We start from the raw sequence: 19,329 nt of genomic DNA on the forward strand, positions 1-19,329 counted from the left end.
CGAGAGAACCGCCAGGACCAAGCACGCCGAGGCGAGGCGTGCCAAACTGACGGGCCATGGCCCTGCTCTCCCATCGAGACCATCGCCCCGCGCCGTCTCGCCACGCCCCTTGCGCACTGGCTTTCTTGGCTTTTGGGGTCCTCTTGGCCCTCTTGGCCCCGTGGGTCGCAAGGCCCCGTCTGGCGATGGCCGCGCCCGAACGCGGCCACAGCCCCGCAGACGCCCCTGCGGCCGACGTTTCGCGCCTGCACGTGCTCATGCTCAGCGGCGGGGGCGTGCCCGCGCAGAACTTCCGCTCGCACCTCATTCACCTCCAGCGCTTCTTGGCTCTGGTGGAGCAGGCCGGGGTGCCGCGCGAACGCATTTCCGTACTGGCTGCCGATGGAAGCGATGCGGGCGCCGATCTGGCCGTGCTCGACGAAGAGCCCGAAGAGGGGCTGTGGCTGCTCGACCGTACCCCTCTCCAAGACTTGCTTGCGCCCACGCTCAGCTTTGAGAACTCGCAGCTTCCGGGCGTCTCGATCGAGCCTGCCACCCGGGGACAGCTCGCAGCCTGGTTTCGCAAGGCCCGCAAGCGGCTCCGGCCCGGCGACACCCTGCTGGTCTTCGTCACCGATCACGGCCACAACGCCGGCACCGATCCCTGGAAGAGCGAGATCACCCTGTGGGGCCCTCGGCAAGCGCTGGATGTACGGCAGCTCGAGACCTTGATGGGCACGCTGGACCCGCGGGTGCGGGTGGTCACGTTGATGTCCCAGTGTTTCTCGGGCGGATTTGCGCAGCTTTACACCGCCCGCACCCGGAAGGGCCTGCCCGCTGGCAACACCTGTGGCTTCTTCTCCTCCACCGCCGATCGCCCCGCCTATGGGTGTTTCCCGGAAAACGTGGGCCAAGACGCCGTGGGGCACGCCTTCACATTCTTCGAATCGCTGCGACGCGGGAGCGATTTTTCCACCGCCCACCGCGAGACCCTGCTGCACGACGACTCCCCCGACGTGCCCCTGCGCACGAGCGACGTATTTCTCTTCGACACACTCGAGGCGCAGGCACAGCGCACGGGACAACCGCTGGAGGCCACGGTGGACGCACTCCTGGCCAAGGCTTGGAAGAACAAGGCTCGCTGGGAGCCCGAGATTCGTCTGCTGGACGCGCTCGGCCGCGCCTATGGCTTGTTTTCGCCGCGCAGCCTCGCCGAACTGGAGGCGCCTGGCAAGCAGCTTGACACCGTGCTGGAGCAACTCGACAAGCATGGACGGCTCTGGGAAGACGCCCTCTCGGACATCACCAACGGCAACCTCGCCGACTTTCTTCAGCGATCGCCGCAGTGGCGCGGCAAGCTCGAGCCACACGCGATCCAGCGGCTCGAGCAGGAGGCCCGGCGCGGCCTCGCGCGGGCTCTGCTCGACGAGCTCGGCCCCTTCACCGAGGCCAAGGCGGAAAGGTGGGCGCGTTTGCAGCGGGTTGCGGAGCGACTCGACACGATCAACGAAGTGGCGTACCGCATGGAGGTGCGCCTGGCGGCGCTGCTGCGCATGCGGGCCCTGCTGGCGCGTGTGGCGGGGCAGGTGCTGCTCGAAACGCAGGGCTCGGCCGAACACAAGCAAGCCTTGGCCGCGCTCACGGACTGTGAACGCTTTTCGTTGCCGCTGGGTGGCAAGCCCGAAGACCGCAGCACCCCGTCTCTTCCGCCCTTCGAGGACGACCTGGCCCGGGCCGAAGCCGTGTTCCCTGCCTGGCTGGGCATCCAGTTCGGCGGCGTGCCCGCGGCGCTCGCGAAGCGCCTGTCCTTGCCCGAGGGGGCCTCGATGATTCAGAGGGTGTTTCCCCAGTCTCCCGCCGCCAAGGCGGGCCTGCGGGCGGGCGACGTGGTGTTGGGGCCCCCCGATGAGCCCTTTGCCGACAACAACCAGGTACGCACCTGGACCATGTTGTCTGCCACGGGCACGCCCCTGCCCTTCTTGGTGCTACGCGAGGGAAAGAAGATGACGGCGCCGCTCACTTTGACCCCCTACCCCTCGGAGCTACCGAAGCTTCCGGGACGTCCGAAGGAAGGCGAAGCGGCACCCTCGCTGGGGGCGCTCGAGGCCTACCGAGGACGAGCGCCGGAGGACGTGGCCGGCAAAGCGGGGTACATGCTGTTCTACTGGGCCACATGGTGTGGGCCCTGCAAAGCCTCGGTGCCGGAGGTCATGCAATTCGCGCAGGCGCGCCAGCTCACGGTGATCGCCGTGACCGATGAAGATCGCGAGACCCTCGATGCGTTTTTCGCCAAGCACAAGGCGCCCTTTCCCACGAACGTGGCGATGGATCCTTCGCGCACGACCTTCGTCACCTACGGCATCAGCGCCACGCCCACCTTCGTGCTCGTGGACGGCAGCGGCCGCATCACCTCCTATGTCCGCGGGTACGACAGTGCCGCCGGGCTGCCCTTCCCGGGCTGGCGGCGGCCTTGAAGGCAACGGCCGTCACTTGAAGCGCAAGGCTTGCTCGACGGCCGCGTGGGCGCCCGTCTCCAACACCTCGCCATGACAGGGCACCAGACGGTCGAAGCGCCACCCGAGCAGCGCCCGCCCACTGGCTGACAACGCCGCGCGATCCTTGCCGTAAAACCGCCACAGCCGGCTTTGGGCCAGGTGGCCGCAGGTCCCCGTGCCTCGCAGCACCAGCTTGGTGACAAAGCCCCGAGGCGCCGTGATGTTGAAGAGCAGATCGGTGACCAGCAACGAGCCCGTGGGCTTGTGGAGAAAGACCTTCTCCTCGACCGTGGGCGCCCCCGCAACGGCCAGCATGTCGAGGGTGTCCGAAAGGGGTGCGGGCAGGTGCGTTTCGAGGAGGGTGTCGAAGCGCAAGCGCGGCCTTTTGCGCGCAAGGGCTTCGGGACCCAGAAGCTTGGCGCCCACGAAGCGCTCGAGGGCCGGGCGCACGAACACGTGGTGGAGCGCCGAGGGCGCGATCACGTAGGCCACCTGCCCCAAGGCCGCCACCGCGGCGGACAACTCCGGGCTCATCGCCACAGGGCTGTGCAGAGCGAGCGTGCCATCGCCGAGGGCGATGACGGTCATGCGTGTGGGCAGCCGAAGGCCGCCGGGCATCCGGACCTCCGATGCGGCGGCCCACAGACCAGGTGCGAGGCCCACCAGGGCAGGTGACGAGCTTTGTGGGTTTGTCATCGCTCACAATGGTAAAGCTTTCTTGACGATTTAGTCAAGCGTGATTGACTATCCACATGGCAACCGGTGACGACGTGGGAAGCTTCGAGGCGCGGCTGGCTGTGGCCAAGGCGGCAAGCTGGGCCCAACTGCTCTTCAAGTGCGCGCGGCTACTCAACGAACGGGCCCTGACCGAGCTGCGGCGCCGCACCGGGCAGCCCGTACGCGCCGCGCACACCGCTCTTTTCCCCCACATCGATCTTCAGGGCACGCGGCCGAGCGTGCTGGCGGAGAGACTGGGCGTGACGAAACAGGCCGTGGGTCAGTTGGTGGACGAGATGGTGGCGATGGGCATGCTCGAGCGCGTGGCCGATCCCGCTGACGCCCGGGCGCGCCTGGTGAGGTTTTCGGCCAAGGGCCGCAAGGGGCTCATGGCAGGGCTGGCGCTGCTGGGCGAGCTTGAAGCGGAACTGGCTGCGCAACTGGGCAAGGGGGATCTGAAGCGCTTTGCCGACACCCTGGCGCGGCTTTCCGCCGTGCTCGAAGGCGGATGACGAAGGCCCCCAAAATCGACACCCGGGGGTGACACATTTTCCGGCCCGCGGCGTTGTCTGAGGCGAACCCCGCACGGACGGCCTCAGATGAAAAAACAGATCTCCCCTCTCCTGCTCGCTGCGCTCGCCGTAAGTGGTGTGTGGACTTCGCCGCTCGCGCAGGCCCAGCCCGAAGCGCCCCCGACGCCCGAAGCGCCCCCGCCTGGAGGGCCGCCCTCCGAACCGCCGCTCGCGGCGGCGCCTGACGAAGTCCCGCCACCTCGGCACGCCCAGGGTCGCCTCGAGGTGCAGCTGTTCGACGCGGCCACGGGCGCCCCCATCGCGGGTGCCACGGTCATGGTCGATGGTGACGCCGGCGGTGAATCCGATGCCGAGGGACGGGTGTCCCTGGGTCCGCTCGCCGTGGGGCCTCACAACCTGCTCGTGATGAGCGCCGCACACGATACCCTCGACACACAGACGAGGGTGCACTCTGGTGGCGCCACCCACGTCCGCTATCGCCTGGCGGCCGCCACGGCGGAGGTCTACGAGATTGCGGCCAAGGACGCCCGCCCCCGACGGGAGGCCACGGAGGTGGTGCTCAGCGAAGCCGAGTTCAAGACCGTGCCCGGCACCCTGGGTGACCCCGTGCGGGTCGTCGAGAACCTGCCCGGCATGAACCGGACCCCAGGGGGTCTCGGCGGCGCGCTCATCGTCCGCGGGGCCAACCCTGCCGACAGCGGCGTTTACGTCGACGGTGTCGAGATCCCGTTGCTCTACCACTTTGGCGGGCTCACCTCCGTGGTGAGCGGCGAGTTCATGGGGGGCATCACCTTTACGCCGGGGGGCTTTGGCCCGCAATTCGGCCGCGCCACCGCCGGCATCGTCAACGTCGAGACCAAGCCGCTGTCGTGCACGCAGCTGCGGGCGCTGGCCGCCGTCGATCCCATCGACGCCGAAATGTTCGCTTGTGCGCCCGTGGGCAGCTGGAAGCTGGCCCTCGCGGGACGACGCTCGTACGTGGACGCGTTTTTGCCCGCACTGCTCGAAGCCTCTTCGAATCCGGGCGAAAGCCCGACCGTGATTGCCCCCGCCTACTTCGATTATCAAGCCAAGGCCGAAAACACCAGTGCCCGCACCCGGTGGGAGATCTTTGCCTTCGGCGCCAACGACACACTGAAGGTCACGCGCGCCACCTCGGCCGAAGACGCCGACCTGTCGCTCGGCGGTGGTATCCAGTTTCACCGCCTGCAGGTGCGCCACACCCACTTCGGTGATCGCGTGACGCTGGAGTCGGCCCTGGTGCCCGGGTTCTTGCGGCAGGACTTCGGCAGCCGTTCGGCGGATCTCGATCGCCAGCACCACTCCAAAGTGGACATGTTCACGTTGCAAGGGCGTGAGAACCTGACTGTGCGGGTGAGCGAGCACCTCGCGCTGCGCGCGGGCCTCGACCATCAGCTCTACACCTGGCAGGCCGACTTCATCACCGACCTGCCCAACCTCGCCCGGCAGTTCCCGAACCCGCTGGGGGTCGACCCGCAACGCCAGATCCCCTGGAAAAAGAGCAGTTTCGACAGCAACCTTGGATTTTGGACGGAGCTCGTCACGAGCCCGGCCACCGGCATCACGCTCACACCCGGGGTGCGGGTGGACCGATTCGACTTCGCCAACCGCGCCCAGTGGGCGGTGGACCCGCGCCTCGCCACTCGTTGGCAGGTGAATGAGCCCACCGCCCTCAAGGCCTCGGGTGGGGTGTATCGCAAGCTACCGGATCTGTTCTCGGGCGTCATGGTGCCCGGATTCGGGCAGCCCGGGTTGCTCGCCGAACGAGCCATCCACCTCACCTCAGGCATTGAACGGCGGTTTTCGCCCTTGGACGTGACGCTGGAGGGCTTTCACGTGTGGCGCAGCCGTTTACCGTCGCCCACAGATGCGGTGACCTTCCGCGATGGCAAAGCCGAACCCGTACTCTTCGAGAGCGAAGGCCGAGGCCGCAGCTACGGGCTCGAACTGTTGCTCAAGCGCAACCCCACCGAGGGGCGTCGTTTCAGCGGATGGGTGGCATACACCCTCTCGCGCTCCACTCGCACGGATCGCACCCCCGACGCCCAGGGGCTTGGGGGATACGCAGGCGTCGATCCGGGCGCGGCACGCCTCTTCGAGTTGCCCGCTACGGCCCGCACCTATCTGTCTCCCTTCGATCAAACCCACATCTTCACCACCGTGGGCAGCTGGCAGCTGCCCTGGAAGATGACGCTTGGCTTTCGTGTGCAGGTCGTGTCGGGCAACCCCACCACACCGCTCGAGAACGGTCGCAGCACCTACGACGCCGATGGCGACATCTACCGGGTGGCGCCGGGCTCGGTGGCCCGCAACTCGGCCCGCCTGCCTGCCTTTCAGCGCGTGGACCTGCGCCTGGACAAACGCTGGGACTTTCACGGTTGGAACCTCACCGCCTACCTCGAGGTGATGAACGCCAGCAACCGCCGCGCCGTGGAGGCGATCGATTACGACTACCGCTTCGCCAACCGCACGGAACTGCGCGGCCTGCCCCTCTTGCCCCTGCTCGGCGTGAAAGGAGAAATCTGATGTTTGCTCTTCGACTGTCCGCCTTCGAACTTGCGCTCTTGCCCCTGGCGCTCATCGGCTGTGGCGACCCGGTGGAGCGCCCGAGTGAGGTCAAGGATCTGCGGGTGCTGGCCGTGGCCGCCGAACCTCCGGAGGTTCTCTACGACCGGGCCGCAGGTTTTGGCGTACCCCAGGTGACCTTCTCGGCGCTGGTGGCCGATCCGCGTGGGGAAACCACCACGTATACCTGGCGTTTTTGCCCCGTGGAGTCGGAGCAAGCCTGCCTGAACTTCCCTGCCGTGCGCGAAGCGGCGCCCCTACCCATGCGCCCGATGCTGGACGCGCTCTTTGCGCAGCACCAGCAGGGCCTCGCGGCGCCTGGCGAGGAGATGGCCGGCCTGGCGCTGCCGCCCTTCACCACGGCCTGGCCCTCGGATCTCTTCGTCTACCACCTTCAAGGCTCCGCCCTCGGCCTTGGCAACGGCGCCTGGCCCTCGGCCGTGCTCAGCGTGGGCGCCGCCGACGGTGCGGTGCTCGCACAAAAGCGGGTGACGCTCAACGCACGCGATTTGTCGCAGTACAACGCCGAGCTCAGCGCCGCCTTCGGCTTCTCTGTTTGTGAGCCCACGGCCCCGCAGCCGGGATGTCTGCGCCTTGAGCCACGCACACCTAACCAAAACCCCGCCCTCACGGCGGTCAGGGTGGCGCGCGGCAAGCAGGCCGGGCTTCCTTTCGAGCCTCTGCCCGCAACTCTCACCGTCAAGGCCGGGGACAGTCTGCGCATCGAGCCAGCGCTCTCGCCCAGCGCCTTCGAGAGCTACCAGCGCGTGGAAGCGGCGCTGCAAGACAACCGGCTTCAGGTCGAAGACGTACGTGAGCAGCCCGTCGTGTCCTGGTTCGCCACGGCCGGCACATTCGACGAAGACCAAACAGCCATCGCGTCCACCAAGACCTTCGACAACGTTTACACGGCGCCCGAAGCCCCACCGACAGCCACGGGCGGCTGGGTGGCCCTGTGGATGGTGGTGCGCGACCTGCGCGGCGGCACGGGCTGGATGCAACTGCGCGTGCTTGTGACGCCCTGAACCGGGGGTTCACGCGCCGCAGGGAAACACTCACGTGAAAAAAAACGCGGACGAGGGTGACAGCTTCTCCTTGGTCCGGTGTTTCAGGGATAAGTACCGGTCATGGCGCTCGACGTGGAAAACCTCTATCGGCAGTACGGACCCATGGTCCTGCGACGCTGTCGCCGCCTGCTCAAAGACGAGGGAAAGGCCCTGGACGCGATGCACGACACCTTCGTGGAGATGCTGCGTCGCAAGGAACGCCTCACGGAGGAGGCCCCCGCCGCCCTCTTGCTCACGACCGCCACCAACGTTTGCCTCAACAAGCTCCGCAGTGCGCGCCGCCACCCCGAACACGACACCGATCCGGACACCGTCTTGCTCACCCACATCAGTCATTTGGCCTCGAACGAAAACCGCACGCTCGGGCGGCGCATCCTCGACCGCTTGTTCTCCGACACGCCGGAGTCCACGCAGCAGATCGCGGTGTTGCACTACGTGGATCGCCTCACCCTCGAAGAAGTGGCCCACGAGGTCGGCCTCTCGGTGTCAGGCGTGCGCAAACGCCTGAGAACTCTCAAAGCGCGACTTCCCGCGGAAACGCCCGAACTCGCCCCTGCCCTGGAGATGCAGTGATGTCCAAGCGGCCCGAACACCACGTCCCCTCTTACCTGCTCGAACGCCTGGCCCAGGGCGAGCTGCCTCCGGCCCAAGCCGCAGCCCTGAGAGCCAAGCTGGCGGCACAGCCCGGAGGTGCCGAGGAAGCGCTTCTCCACCTGCGCGACGACGATGTGGCCATCTTGGCCGCCCATCCTCCCGTTGAGGCCGCCCGCGAGATCCGGCGTCGTCTGGCGCAAAACCCTGCCGCCGCGAGGCCTCGGCCGTTTCTCCTGCCCGCCCTCGCGTTGGGTGTGGCCGGTGCCGCCGCCCTGGTGGCGTTGACCCCAGCCGCCGAGACACGCAGGGGGCAAAACACGCTCTCCGTGCAAGAGGAGTACGTGGGCATCAAGGGCCTCGCGCCGCACCTGATCGTCTACCGTAAGCACGAAGGCGCGCCTCAAAGGCTCACCGCACAGGACACCGTGAGCCCGGGTGACGTTTTGCAGCTGGCCTACGTGGTCCCGGGTGATCCCAAGGGGGGGCCGCCGCCCTACGGAGCCATCGTATCGGTGGATGCGCTCAAAACCACGACTCTGCATTTTCCGACACGACCCGGAGCCGCCGCGGTCATGACGACCCAAGGCGAAACGCGTTTGCCCATCTCTTACGAGCTCGACGCCTCCCCGGGCTTCGAACGCTTCGTCCTTCTGCTTTCGGCCGAGCCCTTCGCCACCGAGCCGCTCCTGCGGACCCTGCGGCAAGGAGGAGCACTGCCACGAGGCCTCGTTCGATTCGAGATGACTTTGAATAAGGAGCTTCCGTGATGCGCGCCCCTCGATCGTTTCTGCCCGCACACCCTCTGTCCCGTGCGTTGCTGCATTACCTCACGCACGTGACGGTCTCGCTGCTGGTGTTCCTGGGTCTGCTCGTGCTCTTGGCCCGCGGGGCACACGCCCAGGAGGCCACGGGCGCAAGCCCCCGCCTGCGCCGCTTCGCCCTCATCGTCTCGTCGAACGACGGAGGCACCGGGCGCGCGCCGCTTCGCTTCGCCAACACCGATGCCCGCGCGATGTCCGATGTCCTGATGCAGCTTGGCGGTCTGTCTCCCCGCGATCTCATCCTCTTGCCGAACGCCAACCGCACCTCAGTGGAAAGCGGCTTCGATCAGCTGCGGACACAGCTCGGCCAGCCCGCCACGCCTGGCACACGCCGGGAACTCTTCGTCTACTACTCGGGCCACTCCGACGAGCAGGGGCTCCTGTTGGGCAAAGACCGCATCACGTACCGTGAGCTGCGCCAGTGGATCTCGGATCTGGGCGCGGACGTGCGCATCGCCGTGCTGGATTCGTGCGCCTCCGGGGCGCTGATCCGGCTCAAGGGCGGGGCCATACGGGCCCCCTTTTTGGCCGACGTCAGCACGGATGCGCGGGGCCATGCGTTCCTTACCGCCAGCTCGGCCGACGAATCGGCGCAAGAGTCGGACCGCGTGGGCGCGGCGTTCTTCACCCACTACCTGGTCTCTGGTCTGCGCGGGGCCGCGGACGCCAGCCGGGATGGGCGGGTCACCCTGGGTGAGGCCTATCAATACGCCTACGACGAGACCCTGAGACGCACGGAAAACAGCCGCGCGGGCGCTCAACACCCCGCTTACGACATCCAGCTCGCGGGCACGGGTGACCTGGTCATGACCGATCTGCGCACCACCGACGCGGCGCTGGTGCTCGGCGAGAAGCTCGCGGGCCGCATCTACGTACGTGATGCCTCCGGGCGCCTTCTGGTCGAACTGCGCAAGGAGCCCGTGTATCCCGTCGAGCTCGGTTTGTCGCCCGGTGACTACCGCGTGCTCCTCGACGCCGACGGGCGCCCCTTCGAGGCCAAGGTAACCTTGAGCCAAGGCAGCCGTAAGCAGCTCGCACAGAACGACTTCAGATCTACCCAAGCCCTGGTCACCACCGTGCGTGGAAATAGCCCTCCGCGCTTTGATGCCCCCCTGCGTGAGGTGGGCTTCGATCTGGTGGCTGCCCCTGGCGTTCGCCTGTCCGGTGGGGGCGACGAACCCGTGCGCCACCGGTTCGTCTTGGGATTGCTCGGGCACTCACATGAGCTCGAGGGCGCTCAACTGTCGCTCGCGGGCAACATGGTGGAACGAACCATGTCGGGTGCGCAACTTGCGGCGGGTTTCAACTTGACCAAGGGGTTCGGCAAAGGCGCCCAACTCGCTGGCGGGGTCAACATCGCCACGGGTGGATTTACGGGCTTCGCGGGTGCCGGTTTGGCCAACGTGTCCCGGGGCCCCTTCAAGGGGGCACAGCTTTCGTCCCTGAACTGGTCAGACGGTGACTTCACGGGCCTTCAAGCGGCGTCCATCAACTTCAACGACGGCGCCTTTCGCGGTTTGCAAGCCGCAAGCGTCAACGTCAACGGCGGAGGCTTCACCGGCATGCAAGCAGGGGCTGTAAACGTCAACGGCGGCTGGCTCAAAGGTGTGCAAGCGGGCGCCGTCAACGTGTCCGAAGGTTTAAACGGGGTTCAGGTCGCCGCGGTGAACATCGGAGGCGACGTCAGCGGCACACAAATTGCCGCGATCAACGTGGCCCGCAAGGTGCGGGGTGCGCAGATCGGGGTCATCAACGTGGCCGCATCGGTCGAGGGGGAGTCACTGGGGCTCTTGCCTCTCGTCAAGGACGGTTACCATCGCTTGGCGCTGTGGTCGAGTGATCTCAGCCTGAGCAACCTGGGCATCAAGCTGGGGGGCCGCCACGTGTACACGCTGCTCGGCGGGGGCGTTGGCAGCGGTAACGACGAGCGCCGCACCTACAGCACCTTCGTGGGCCTGGGCGGACATATCACGCCGTGGGGAGGGCCCCTCTTCCTCGACATCGATCTCGTCGCCACGCAGCAGGGGAACCGCGACGACTTCGGAGAAAGGGACAGCCTCGTGGGGACCTTGCGGGTGGTGTTGGGCTACGAGATCGCGCGCAGCTTCGCCGTCACGCTCGGCCCCACGTACAACGTACTCACCTCCTGGGAGGGGCAGGACTACGAGACCGGTCTCGGCGTTTTCGAGAAGGTCTACCGCGAGGGCGATACCACCGTGCGGCTCTTCCCGGGTTTCGTGCTGGGCGTGCAGATCTAACCCGCGTGCGGACGCGCGCCCCCGAGCGACGACAGGCGCTGGGCGATCGAAAGCGGCAGGTCCCCCGCCACCAGGCGATCGGTGCCTAGCCGCTCGGACGCCGCGAGCGCTGCCTCGCCGTGTGCGAACACACCACAGATAGCCGCGTCGCGCGCCGACAGTCCCTGCGCCAGGAGCGCGCCGAGGGTTCCCGTAAGCACGTCCCCACTGCCTGCGGTACCCAAAGCCGCCGTGGCCGCCGGGTTGATGAACAGCTCCCCAAGCGGCGTGGCGATCAGGGTGCGTGCACCCTTGAGCACCACCACCGCCCCACTCTTGTCGACCAGTGCCCGTGCAGCTGCCACCCTGTCACCCTGCACCTCGGCCGTGGTGACACCGAGTAACCGGGCCATCTCACCGGGGTGAGGCGTCAACACGCGAGGCGCCGCCGCCTCCTTCAGAAACGCCACCTCGGTTCCCAGGTGGTTGAGCCCATCGGCGTCGATCACGGTGGGCAACGTCAACTCCCGCGCCAAGCGCTGGACCAGGACCTTCGTACCTGGGCCAGTGGGAATGCCGGGCCCAAGAGCCACCGCCTTCATGCGCCTCGACAGCTGCACGACCAGGTCGAAGCTGTCACCGTCGGCGTCCTCTCCTTCGGCATAAACCGCCGACATCACCTCCGCCAGCTTCGCGTCGAGGCCGTTTTGAGCCTTGCGCGTGCTCGCCACCGTGACGAGCCCGGCACCGGCCCGCAGGCCCGCAAGCCCACACAGCGCGGCCGCGCCCGTCGTGCCCGGCGCGCCGGCAATGACCAGCAGATGCCCCCGAGAGCCTTTGTGACTACCAGCCCCGAAACGCGGCACGAGCTGGCTCACGAAAGCCGCCTCCAGCCACTCCGCCACCGGCCCTCCCTCAGGGGGCACGAACGCAGGCGCCCCCAGCTGTGCAACCACCACGTCCCCCACCGGAGCGTCTGGGTTCACGCAAAAGCCCAACTTGCGCGCCGCCATGGTTACCGTGAGGTCGGCGCGCACGGCAACACCTCGTTGGCGGCCGCTGTCGGCGTCGAGCCCCGAGGGTACATCCACGGACACGCGCAACGCCTGACACGCGTTCATTGCCGCGATGGCGGCCGCGGGTGCGCCTTGCACGTCCGCGTTCAAGCCGGTGCCGAATACGGCGTCCACGATCACATCGGGCTGGCCGAGGAGGTCCTGCCACACCTGGCGGTCGAGTTCGTGCCCCGCATCCCGCACGGGCACGTGGGAAAGCCCTCTCAACACCTGGAGGTTGCGTTCGGCATCACCCCTTATCTTGGCGGCAGGCAGCGCCGTGACCACACGCACCTTGGCGCCGCCGAGCGCTAGATGCCGGGCGATCACGAAGCCATCGCCCCCGTTCTGCCCCGCCCCGCACACCACCACCACATCGGCATCGGCGAGCGCAAGGGGGCGTGCCGCCAGTGTGTGGCGAATCGCGTACACGACCGCCAGGCCCGCGTTCTCCATCATCACGAGCCCTGGGAGCCCCAGCGTGTTCATCACCCACGCATCGGAGGCCCGGGCCTGCGCGGCCGTGAACACCTGTGCCACCCGCCTGCCCCTTCCGTTAGAGCGCGAGCGCTTTTTGCATCGCTTTCGCGATGTCCTCGGCACGCGCGGCGATGTGCCCCTCGTCGCTGCCCTCGATCATCACACGGGCCTTCGACTCCGTGCCCGAATAGCGCACCACCACGCGTCCGTTCTGTCCGAGTTCCGTTTCCACCTCGCAGATGACCCTCTGCACCTCGGGCAGCTCCTCGAGCGGGATCTTCTGCGGAACGCGGAAGTTCACCAGAACTTGCGGGAAGCGCGTCATGGCCCGCGCCAGCTCGGAAAGCGGCTTGCCGGTCTCGGTCATCACCGCCATCACCAGGAGGGCCGCCATCGTGCCATCACCCGTGGTGGCGTGCTCGAGCGAAAGGACGTGCCCCGATTGTTCCCCGCCCAGCATGAAGCCCCCCGCGCGCATCGCCTCCACCACGTAACGATCGCCCACGGCGGTGCGCAAAAGCTCGATGCCGTGGCTTGCGAGCGCGCGCTCGAGCCCCAAGTTCGACATCACGGTGGCCACCACGGTGTTGCCAGGCAAGCGGCCCTGCTTCTTGAGGTGCTGTCCCAGAATCGCGAGGATCTGGTCACCGTCGACCACCTGGCCGCGCTCGTCGATGAGTATCACCCGATCGGCATCGCCATCGAGCGCCACACCCACCTCGGCCCGGGTCCGCTTCACCTCGGCCGCCGCGTTCTCTGGAAACAAGGCGCCGCAGCGCTCGTTGATGTTGCGACCGTCGGGACTGGCCCCGAGCTCGATCACGTCGGCGCCGAGCTCGTCGAAAACACGGGGCGCCACCTGGTAGGCCGCGCCGTTGGCGCAATCGACCACCACCCGAACGCCGTCGAGCGTGCGGTCACGGGGGAATGCGTGCTTGAGCGACTGGATGTATCGGCCCTCCGCATCGTCAATGCGGGTCGCCTTACCCAATTCGTCCGCGCCGGCCGCGAACGACTCGTCACCGTCCTCGATCGCGGTCATCGCGCGTTCGAGTTCCGCCTCCACCTCGTCGGGCAACTTGAAGCCGTCAGCAGCGAAGAGCTTGATGCCGTTGTCCTGGTAGGGGTTGTGTGACGCGCTGATCACCACGCCGGCGTCGGCCCGCATCGAAGACGTGATGAAGGCGATCCCCGGCGTGGGTAAGGGGCCCACCAGCATGGCGTCCGCCCCCGCGGCCACGATCCCGGCCTCGAGCGCGCTCTCCAGCATGTAGCCGGACAGCCGTGTGTCTTTCCCAATGACGATGCGCCCCTTCCGGTCCTTTTGCCTGAAGCGGTGCGCCACGGCCATGCCGAGCCGCAGCGCCACCTCCGCCGTCATGGGGTGTTGATTCGCCTTGCCTCTGATGCCGTCGGTGCCGAAAAGGTGTCGTGTGGTCGGATTGCTCGCCATGGTGTCCCGCCAGTGTACCTCGCTGCCTGGAGGAACGTCAGCGTGCGCCTAAGCGCCTCCGTGCCCGTTTGTTGGTCATGATCGTTTTCCTGTAACGAGAACGGCGCCCACGTCACATAAGATCACATCACCATGAACATGCAGCTTCGTTCATTGAGGGGCACCGGCGACGCGACGCGCGGTGGACTTGCCGTCAGCACGGCCCTTTTCGCATCGCTATTCGCCGTGGGGGCCTGTGCCCCGGGCGTCACCTCCGGGGGCAGCGACGACGACACGGGCGGCCAAGCCGGGCGCGACGGTGAGGGCGGATCCGGTCAGGGCGGCGCGGGCCAGGGCGGATCCAGCTCCACCGACGACCAAGGCGGCGCCGGCAGCGGAGCGGGCGGCCTGGAAGGCAGTGCCTTGGGGGGTACGGGGGGAAGCCCCGAGGCGCCCATGCCCGTCAAACGCATCTGCATCGAGGCGGGAAGCGAGGTCAAACCCGACCCGGCCACGCTGAACGGCGTCTACGCGCTCAACTGCGCGGGCTGCCACGGCGCCACCGGTCAGGGCGTCGGCAAGTTTCCGAAGCTCACCGAAGACAAGGGCTTCGAGGCCTTCTCGAAGATCGTGCGCGAGGGCAAAGAAGGCGCCGTGGCAGGCGTGATGCCCGCCTTCTCGGATTCGCACCTTTCGGAAAGCGAGCTGCTGCAGGTCTACGTGACCCTCGCGGGCAAGACCCTCAAGGCCGACCGGACCCTCGGCTGTAACGGCGCAAGCCCGCTCGACGAGGCGGCCATCGCGCGCGCCTTCGAGACGGGCCTCAAAGAATGGCGCGCTCCGGACCATGAAGCCGCTTCGTGTGCCAGCTGCCACGGCCCGATGCCCATCGACCTAGCGTACATCGGCTACGACGACGCCACGATCTTCCGCCGGGCGCTCAAGCACATCACCGAGGCGCAAACGCGTGCCGTCATCGACTTCGTGCACGCCATCCGCGCCAAGTACGGCATCGCAGGCCCGAAGAACTTCCTCGAGTTTCGGCCCTTCCAGCCGGGCGGCCTCGTCATCTCGGGGGCCACACCCGCGGAACGGGACCACAAGTTTGGCCTGAACCTCAAACAGGCAGCCCCCACGCTCTTCGACGGCGTGCTGGACACCAAGGCCGAGGCCTTGAAGGCCAAGGACGAGCTTTTGGCCATCAACCCCCGGACCTTCCCCATCGGAATGCCGCTCAACCGCTGGACCGAAGACATTCACCACGGCAAGGAGCACGGCACGCTCAACGAGTGGATCCCGGACAGGCCCCACATCCCGGTGGACAAAGCCGCCGAAACAGCGCTCTACGCCCTGCACGACAAGTACATCGCCAACCCCACGTGGGAGAACCTGTGGGCCATCCAGGACGCTGGTAAAACGCTCACCAAGCTGACCGGCGTCACCACACCGAACGCCATGGCGCCCGGCTACAACGAACACGACGACTTCGCTTTCCGATCGTACGGTCTCAAGTACGAGTCCGTGCTCTTCGCGCAGCACCACTTCCTCGAAGAGCTGCGGGGACGACCGGGCCTCTCCAAGATGAGCGCGTCGCCCTTCCCCGGCCGAAACAGCCTTTGGGAGCTGGGTGACCTGGCCCGCACCCGCGACAGCGTGTTCTTCTCCAAAGATTGCAGGGGAAGCTGGAATACCTGCCTCGGCCTGCCGGCTGACGCCGTCGAGAAGATCGACCAAGCGCAAGACCCACGGGCGATGCTGAAAGACCTCAAGCTTGCGTGGTTCTGGGTGGGCTGGTTCTTCGACACCACCCTCTACCGCACCAGCGGCAGCAACTCGACGAAAGTGTCCGAGTACTTCACCGGCGAGCTCTACGAGCGCGGCTACTTCAATCACACGGTTTATCACCGCTTCCGCAAGAACCTGGCTGCGGCCTACGAACACCAGGGCAAAGAGAAGGACGTGGATGGGCCAGCCGGGATCGACCATTCTTGGGCGCATACCTACGGCTACTACATGGGCTACAACCGCGGCCTCGAGCTCGACAAGATGCCGAAGGATCCGGAGGCCCTCGCGCTCTACAAAATCCTGGCGGGCAACACCTTTCGCATGATGATGTTGCTTACCATTGAGCACATTCAGCGCACCGGCAAGGTGAGCGACCGGGAGATCATGCGACCCATTTACAGGTCGACCATGCCCATCCAGTTCTCGGAAAAGCACGAGTCCGCCGAGACGCTCGCGAAGACGAAGCAGCTCGTAGACGAATACGAAGCCGCCGTGGATGCAGCCTGCGACCGGCGTCCACTCCGCTACGGCGAGCTAACCTACCCCAAGCACTGCGGCCCCTGAGCCACGAGGTCACCGTGTGACCCGAAAGGAGCCAGCACACGAGCTCGTGTGGCTGGCTCTTTTCATGTCCGCCTCGTGAAGTCCCCACAGCCGAGACCGCGCTCGCTAGTCCGGCCCGCGGTGGGGCTGCAGGAGTGCCTCGGAGACCGCCACGACATCTTTTGCCGCGGCGACATCGTGCACGCGCAGGCACTCCACCCCTTGTGCCACGGCCCAGGCGAGCGCTGCGGCTGTACCCATGCCTCGCTCGTTCACGTTGCGCCCGGTCAGCTCACCAAGGAAGCGCTTCCGGGACAGACCCAACATCATGGGAAGCCCCAGGGCCTTGCGCAGCCCTTGGAGACCGCGCATCAACGCCAGATTTTCAGCCAGCCGCTTGCCGAACCCAATCCCGGGGTCGATGAAGAGGCGAGCGCACCCCGCCGCCCGCGCGGCCGCCACCCGCTCCACCAGCTCGTGTTGCACCTCACTCACGACGTCGTCAAACGCCACGGCCTCCATCATGGATTGAGGCGTGCCCCGCAGGTGCCCGAGCACGATCGGAGCCTCGTGGCGTGCCGCCACTCGTAGTATCTCAGGGTCCATCAGACCTCCCGAGACGTCATTCACCACACGCGCCCCCGCCTGGAGCGCCGCTTCAGCCGTCTCGGCTTTATAGGTGTCGATCGAGACCCATGCGCGGCCCGCAAGCGCCGGCACCAGCAACTCGATGACGGGCAGCACCCGCGCACGCTCTTCGGCCGGGGAGACCATCGGTGCACCCGGTCGCGTCGACTCCCCGCCCACGTCGATCCAGTGTGCGCCCTCTTCGACCATCTTCAGCGCCGCGGACACGGCGGCCTCGGGGGTGACAAAGCGCCCGCCGTCCGAAAACGAATCCGGGGTCACGTTCAGCACTCCGGCCAACAGGGTGTCTGCCCGGCCCCTCGCGGTCGTCCCGATGCGCATCTTGTAATTCTATCAGGGCCTTCCTCGACCCTTCGAAAAGCGAGCGGGCGGAGCGCCTGGTGGCACACCGCCCGTCAATCGTCCCTTGCCTTGCCTTGCCTTGCCTTGCCCCGTCACGCGTACGGGACGGGCCCTCGGCTCATGCCTTTTCTGGCTCGGGCAAACGCCCTGGCAAGAAAGAGGCTTTTTCCTTTTCCACCTTGGGCTCAGCGGCGGGCCGCGTAGGTCGTGGCACCGGGGGGCGCCCCAGGGGCTGCCCCAGGAACACCAGGTCGATGTCCTGGCCGTCGAGCGTCTCGTACTCGAGCAACGCCTCGGCGAGTCGCTTGAGCTTCTCGACGTGCTCGCCCACGATCTGCTTGGCGCGGTTATAGTTCTCGGTCACGATGCGCCGAACCTCTGCGTCGATCTCGATGGCCGTTTGCTCGCTGTAGTCGCGCTGCTCGTTAAAGTCGCGCCCCAGGAACACCATCTCCTCCCGGTGCCCGAAGTGCAGCGGTCCCAGCTTGTCGGACATGCCCCACTCGCACACCATCTTACGTGCCAGATCGCTTGCCACCTGCAGATCGTTCGACGCACCCGTCGTGATCTGACCAAAGATGATCTCTTCGGCTACGCGTCCCCCCATGGCCACGGCGATCTGGTCCACCGCCGCCTCCTTCGACATGTTCAGGCGATCCTCCTCGGGCAGCTGCTGGGTGAGCCCCAGCGCACGGCCTCGCGGAATGATCGTGACCTTGTGGATGGGATCGGTCGACTTCACCATCTTGCCCACGAGCGCATGGCCTGCCTCGTGGTAAGCGGTGACCCGCTTTTCCCGCTCGCTGATGATGAGCGAACGACGTTCCGGTCCCATGAGGACCTTGTCTTTCGCCATCTCCAGATCCAGGTGTGCCACGCGGTCCTTGTCGGCCCGCGCCGCGAGCAAAGCGGCCTCGTTCACCAGGTTCTCGAGATCGGCCCCCGAGAACCCCGGTGTGCCGCGCGCGAGAACCTCGAGGTCGACGTCGCCCGAAAGCGGCACCTTCTTCGTGTGCACTTTCAGGATGCCCGAACGCCCCTTCACGTCCGGCCGGGGCACGATGATGCGCCGGTCGAAGCGCCCCGGGCGTAGCAGCGCGGGGTCGAGCACGTCAGGACGGTTCGTGGCGGCGATCAGGATGACGCCGTCGTTCGACTCGAAGCCGTCCATCTCCACGAGCAGCTGGTTCAGCGTCTGCTCGCGCTCGTCGTGACCGCCCCCCAGGCCTGCGCCCCGGTGACGGCCCACGGCATCGATTTCGTCGATGAAGATGATACAGGGAGCGTTCTTTTTTCCCTGCTCGAACAGGTCGCGCACGCGGCTTGCGCCAACGCCTACGAACATCTCGACGAAGTCCGAACCGCTGATGGAGAAGAAGGGAACACCCGCTTCACCGGCGATGGCGCGGGCGAGCAAGGTCTTGCCCGTGCCAGGAGGCCCCATCATCAGGACCCCCTTCGGGATACGCCCCCCGAGGCGCGTGAACTTCTTGGGGTCCCGCAGGAATGAGATGATCTCTTCCACTTCGTCGCGGGCCTCTTCGATGCCCGCGACGTCCGCGAAGGTAATCTTGCGCGAGTTTTCCGACAGCAGCTTCGCGCGGGATTTGCCGAAGCTCATCGCTTTGCCCCCGCCCACTTGCAGCTGTCTCATGAAGAGCAGGAAAAGCCCCACCAAAACGATCATGGGCAGCCAGGTGATGATCACCTGTTGCCAAAAACCGCCTTCGGCCTCGCGAACCACTTCGTAGTTCACGCCCGACTTGTTGAGCTTCTCGAGCAGGCTCTCACCGATGTACCCGGTGGAGATGAATTGGGTTCCGTCTTTCTCCGTGCCTTGGAACTCAGCGAAGTTGTCGCTCATCCGCACACGGAGCGCTTTGATTTCTTCGGGATGGCTTTCGACCTGCTGGATGAATGTCGAAAAGGCAACCTGGTTCTGCGCGGGCCGCTGCCCGAGGAGCTGCCAGACCACGAAGAAGGCCAGGATCAGCATGACCCAGAGCAGAAACGTC

General features: G+C 66.6%; 13 protein-coding genes. 8 read left to right on the forward strand and 5 right to left on the reverse strand.

What is annotated here, in order from left to right; translation table 11 throughout:
- Positions 1–125 precede the first annotated feature (125 nt).
- Positions 126–2,453 carry a redoxin domain-containing protein gene (locus KA712_22670; protein MCG5055771.1) on the forward strand — a complete coding sequence of 776 codons (2,328 nt, stop codon included), beginning with the start codon at positions 126–128 and terminating at the stop codon, positions 2,451–2,453.
- Between the two features lie 12 nt (positions 2,454–2,465).
- On the opposite strand, the gene KA712_22675 is transcribed toward KA712_22670, so the two are convergent.
- Complete coding sequence (locus tag KA712_22675) at positions 2,466–3,170, reverse strand: DUF4336 domain-containing protein (GenBank protein ID MCG5055772.1); 705 nt, start codon at positions 3,168–3,170, stop codon at positions 2,466–2,468.
- Between the two features lie 56 nt (positions 3,171–3,226).
- On the opposite strand from KA712_22675, the gene KA712_22680 reads away from it, so the two are divergent.
- The 6 genes from KA712_22680 to KA712_22705 all read left to right on the forward strand — a co-directional run bounded on the left by KA712_22680 (position 3,227) and on the right by KA712_22705 (position 11,050).
- Positions 3,227–3,703 carry a MarR family winged helix-turn-helix transcriptional regulator gene (locus tag KA712_22680; protein ID MCG5055773.1) on the forward strand — a complete coding sequence of 159 codons (477 nt, stop codon included), beginning with the start codon at positions 3,227–3,229 and terminating at the stop codon, positions 3,701–3,703.
- 87 nt (positions 3,704–3,790) lie between these two features.
- Positions 3,791–6,271: a TonB-dependent receptor gene (locus tag KA712_22685; GenBank protein MCG5055774.1), complete on the forward strand. Its 2,481-nt coding sequence runs from the start codon at positions 3,791–3,793 to the stop codon at positions 6,269–6,271.
- Complete coding sequence (locus tag KA712_22690) at positions 6,271–7,335, forward strand: hypothetical protein (GenBank protein MCG5055775.1); 1,065 nt, start codon at positions 6,271–6,273, stop codon at positions 7,333–7,335. Before KA712_22685 ends, KA712_22690 begins: the two co-directional genes overlap by 1 nt.
- Positions 7,336–7,437: 102 nt before the next feature.
- Positions 7,438–7,950, forward strand: coding sequence for a sigma-70 family RNA polymerase sigma factor (locus KA712_22695; protein MCG5055776.1), 513 nt, complete (start codon positions 7,438–7,440; stop codon positions 7,948–7,950).
- On the forward strand, positions 7,950–8,738 hold the full coding sequence (locus KA712_22700; GenBank protein ID MCG5055777.1) for a hypothetical protein: 789 nt from the start codon (positions 7,950–7,952) through the stop codon (positions 8,736–8,738). Before KA712_22695 ends, KA712_22700 begins: the two co-directional genes overlap by 1 nt.
- Positions 8,738–11,050: a caspase family protein gene (locus tag KA712_22705; protein MCG5055778.1), complete on the forward strand. Its 2,313-nt coding sequence runs from the start codon at positions 8,738–8,740 to the stop codon at positions 11,048–11,050. The genes KA712_22700 and KA712_22705 overlap by 1 nt, the downstream gene beginning before the upstream one ends.
- Here KA712_22705 and KA712_22710 read toward each other — a convergent pair.
- Together KA712_22710 and glmM are read right to left on the reverse strand one after the other, a co-directional pair.
- Positions 11,047–12,624: an NAD(P)H-hydrate dehydratase gene (locus KA712_22710; GenBank protein ID MCG5055779.1), complete on the reverse strand. Its 1,578-nt coding sequence runs from the start codon at positions 12,622–12,624 to the stop codon at positions 11,047–11,049. The two genes, KA712_22705 and KA712_22710, sit on opposite strands and share 4 nt — an antisense overlap.
- Positions 12,625–12,640: 16 nt before the next feature.
- Positions 12,641–14,017 carry a phosphoglucosamine mutase gene (gene glmM / locus KA712_22715; protein MCG5055780.1) on the reverse strand — a complete coding sequence of 459 codons (1,377 nt, stop codon included), beginning with the start codon at positions 14,015–14,017 and terminating at the stop codon, positions 12,641–12,643.
- A 132-nt stretch (positions 14,018–14,149) separates the two neighbouring features.
- Here glmM and KA712_22720 point away from each other — a divergent pair, with 132 nt between their 5' ends.
- Positions 14,150–16,345, forward strand: a complete 2,196-nt coding sequence (locus KA712_22720; GenBank protein MCG5055781.1) for a cytochrome c — start codon at positions 14,150–14,152, stop codon at positions 16,343–16,345.
- A 105-nt stretch (positions 16,346–16,450) separates the two neighbouring features.
- On the opposite strand, the gene folP is transcribed toward KA712_22720, so the two are convergent.
- Complete coding sequence (gene folP, locus KA712_22725) at positions 16,451–17,293, reverse strand: dihydropteroate synthase (GenBank protein MCG5055782.1); 843 nt, start codon at positions 17,291–17,293, stop codon at positions 16,451–16,453.
- Between the two features lie 139 nt (positions 17,294–17,432).
- On the reverse strand, positions 17,433–19,310 hold the full coding sequence (gene ftsH, locus KA712_22730; protein MCG5055783.1) for an ATP-dependent zinc metalloprotease FtsH: 1,878 nt from the start codon (positions 19,308–19,310) through the stop codon (positions 17,433–17,435).
- Positions 19,311–19,329: the final 19 nt, after the last annotated feature.

The sequence above is a fragment of the Myxococcales bacterium genome (assembly GCA_022184915.1).
Classification (GTDB): Bacteria; Myxococcota_A; Polyangia; order Fen-1088; family Fen-1088; genus JAGTJU01.

Bases quoted from the DNA above. Each gene is read 5' to 3' on its own strand.
- KA712_22675 (MCG5055772.1), bottom strand. From the start codon at position 3,170: ATGACAAACCCACAAAGCTCGTCACCTGCCCTGGTGGGCCTCGCACCT.
- KA712_22680 (MCG5055773.1), top strand. From the start codon at position 3,227: ATGGCAACCGGTGACGACGTGGGAAGCTTCGAGGCGCGGCTGGCTGTG.
- KA712_22685 (MCG5055774.1), top strand. From the start codon at position 3,791: ATGAAAAAACAGATCTCCCCTCTCCTGCTCGCTGCGCTCGCCGTAAGT.
- KA712_22690 (MCG5055775.1), top strand. From the start codon at position 6,271: ATGTTTGCTCTTCGACTGTCCGCCTTCGAACTTGCGCTCTTGCCCCTG.
- KA712_22695 (MCG5055776.1), top strand. From the start codon at position 7,438: ATGGCGCTCGACGTGGAAAACCTCTATCGGCAGTACGGACCCATGGTC.
- KA712_22700 (MCG5055777.1), top strand. From the start codon at position 7,950: ATGTCCAAGCGGCCCGAACACCACGTCCCCTCTTACCTGCTCGAACGC.
- KA712_22705 (MCG5055778.1), top strand. From the start codon at position 8,738: ATGCGCGCCCCTCGATCGTTTCTGCCCGCACACCCTCTGTCCCGTGCG.
- glmM (MCG5055780.1), bottom strand. From the start codon at position 14,017: ATGGCGAGCAATCCGACCACACGACACCTTTTCGGCACCGACGGCATC.
- KA712_22720 (MCG5055781.1), top strand. From the start codon at position 14,150: ATGAACATGCAGCTTCGTTCATTGAGGGGCACCGGCGACGCGACGCGC.
- folP (MCG5055782.1), bottom strand. From the start codon at position 17,293: ATGCGCATCGGGACGACCGCGAGGGGCCGGGCAGACACCCTGTTGGCC.
- ftsH (MCG5055783.1), bottom strand. From the start codon at position 19,310: ATGCTGATCCTGGCCTTCTTCGTGGTCTGGCAGCTCCTCGGGCAGCGG.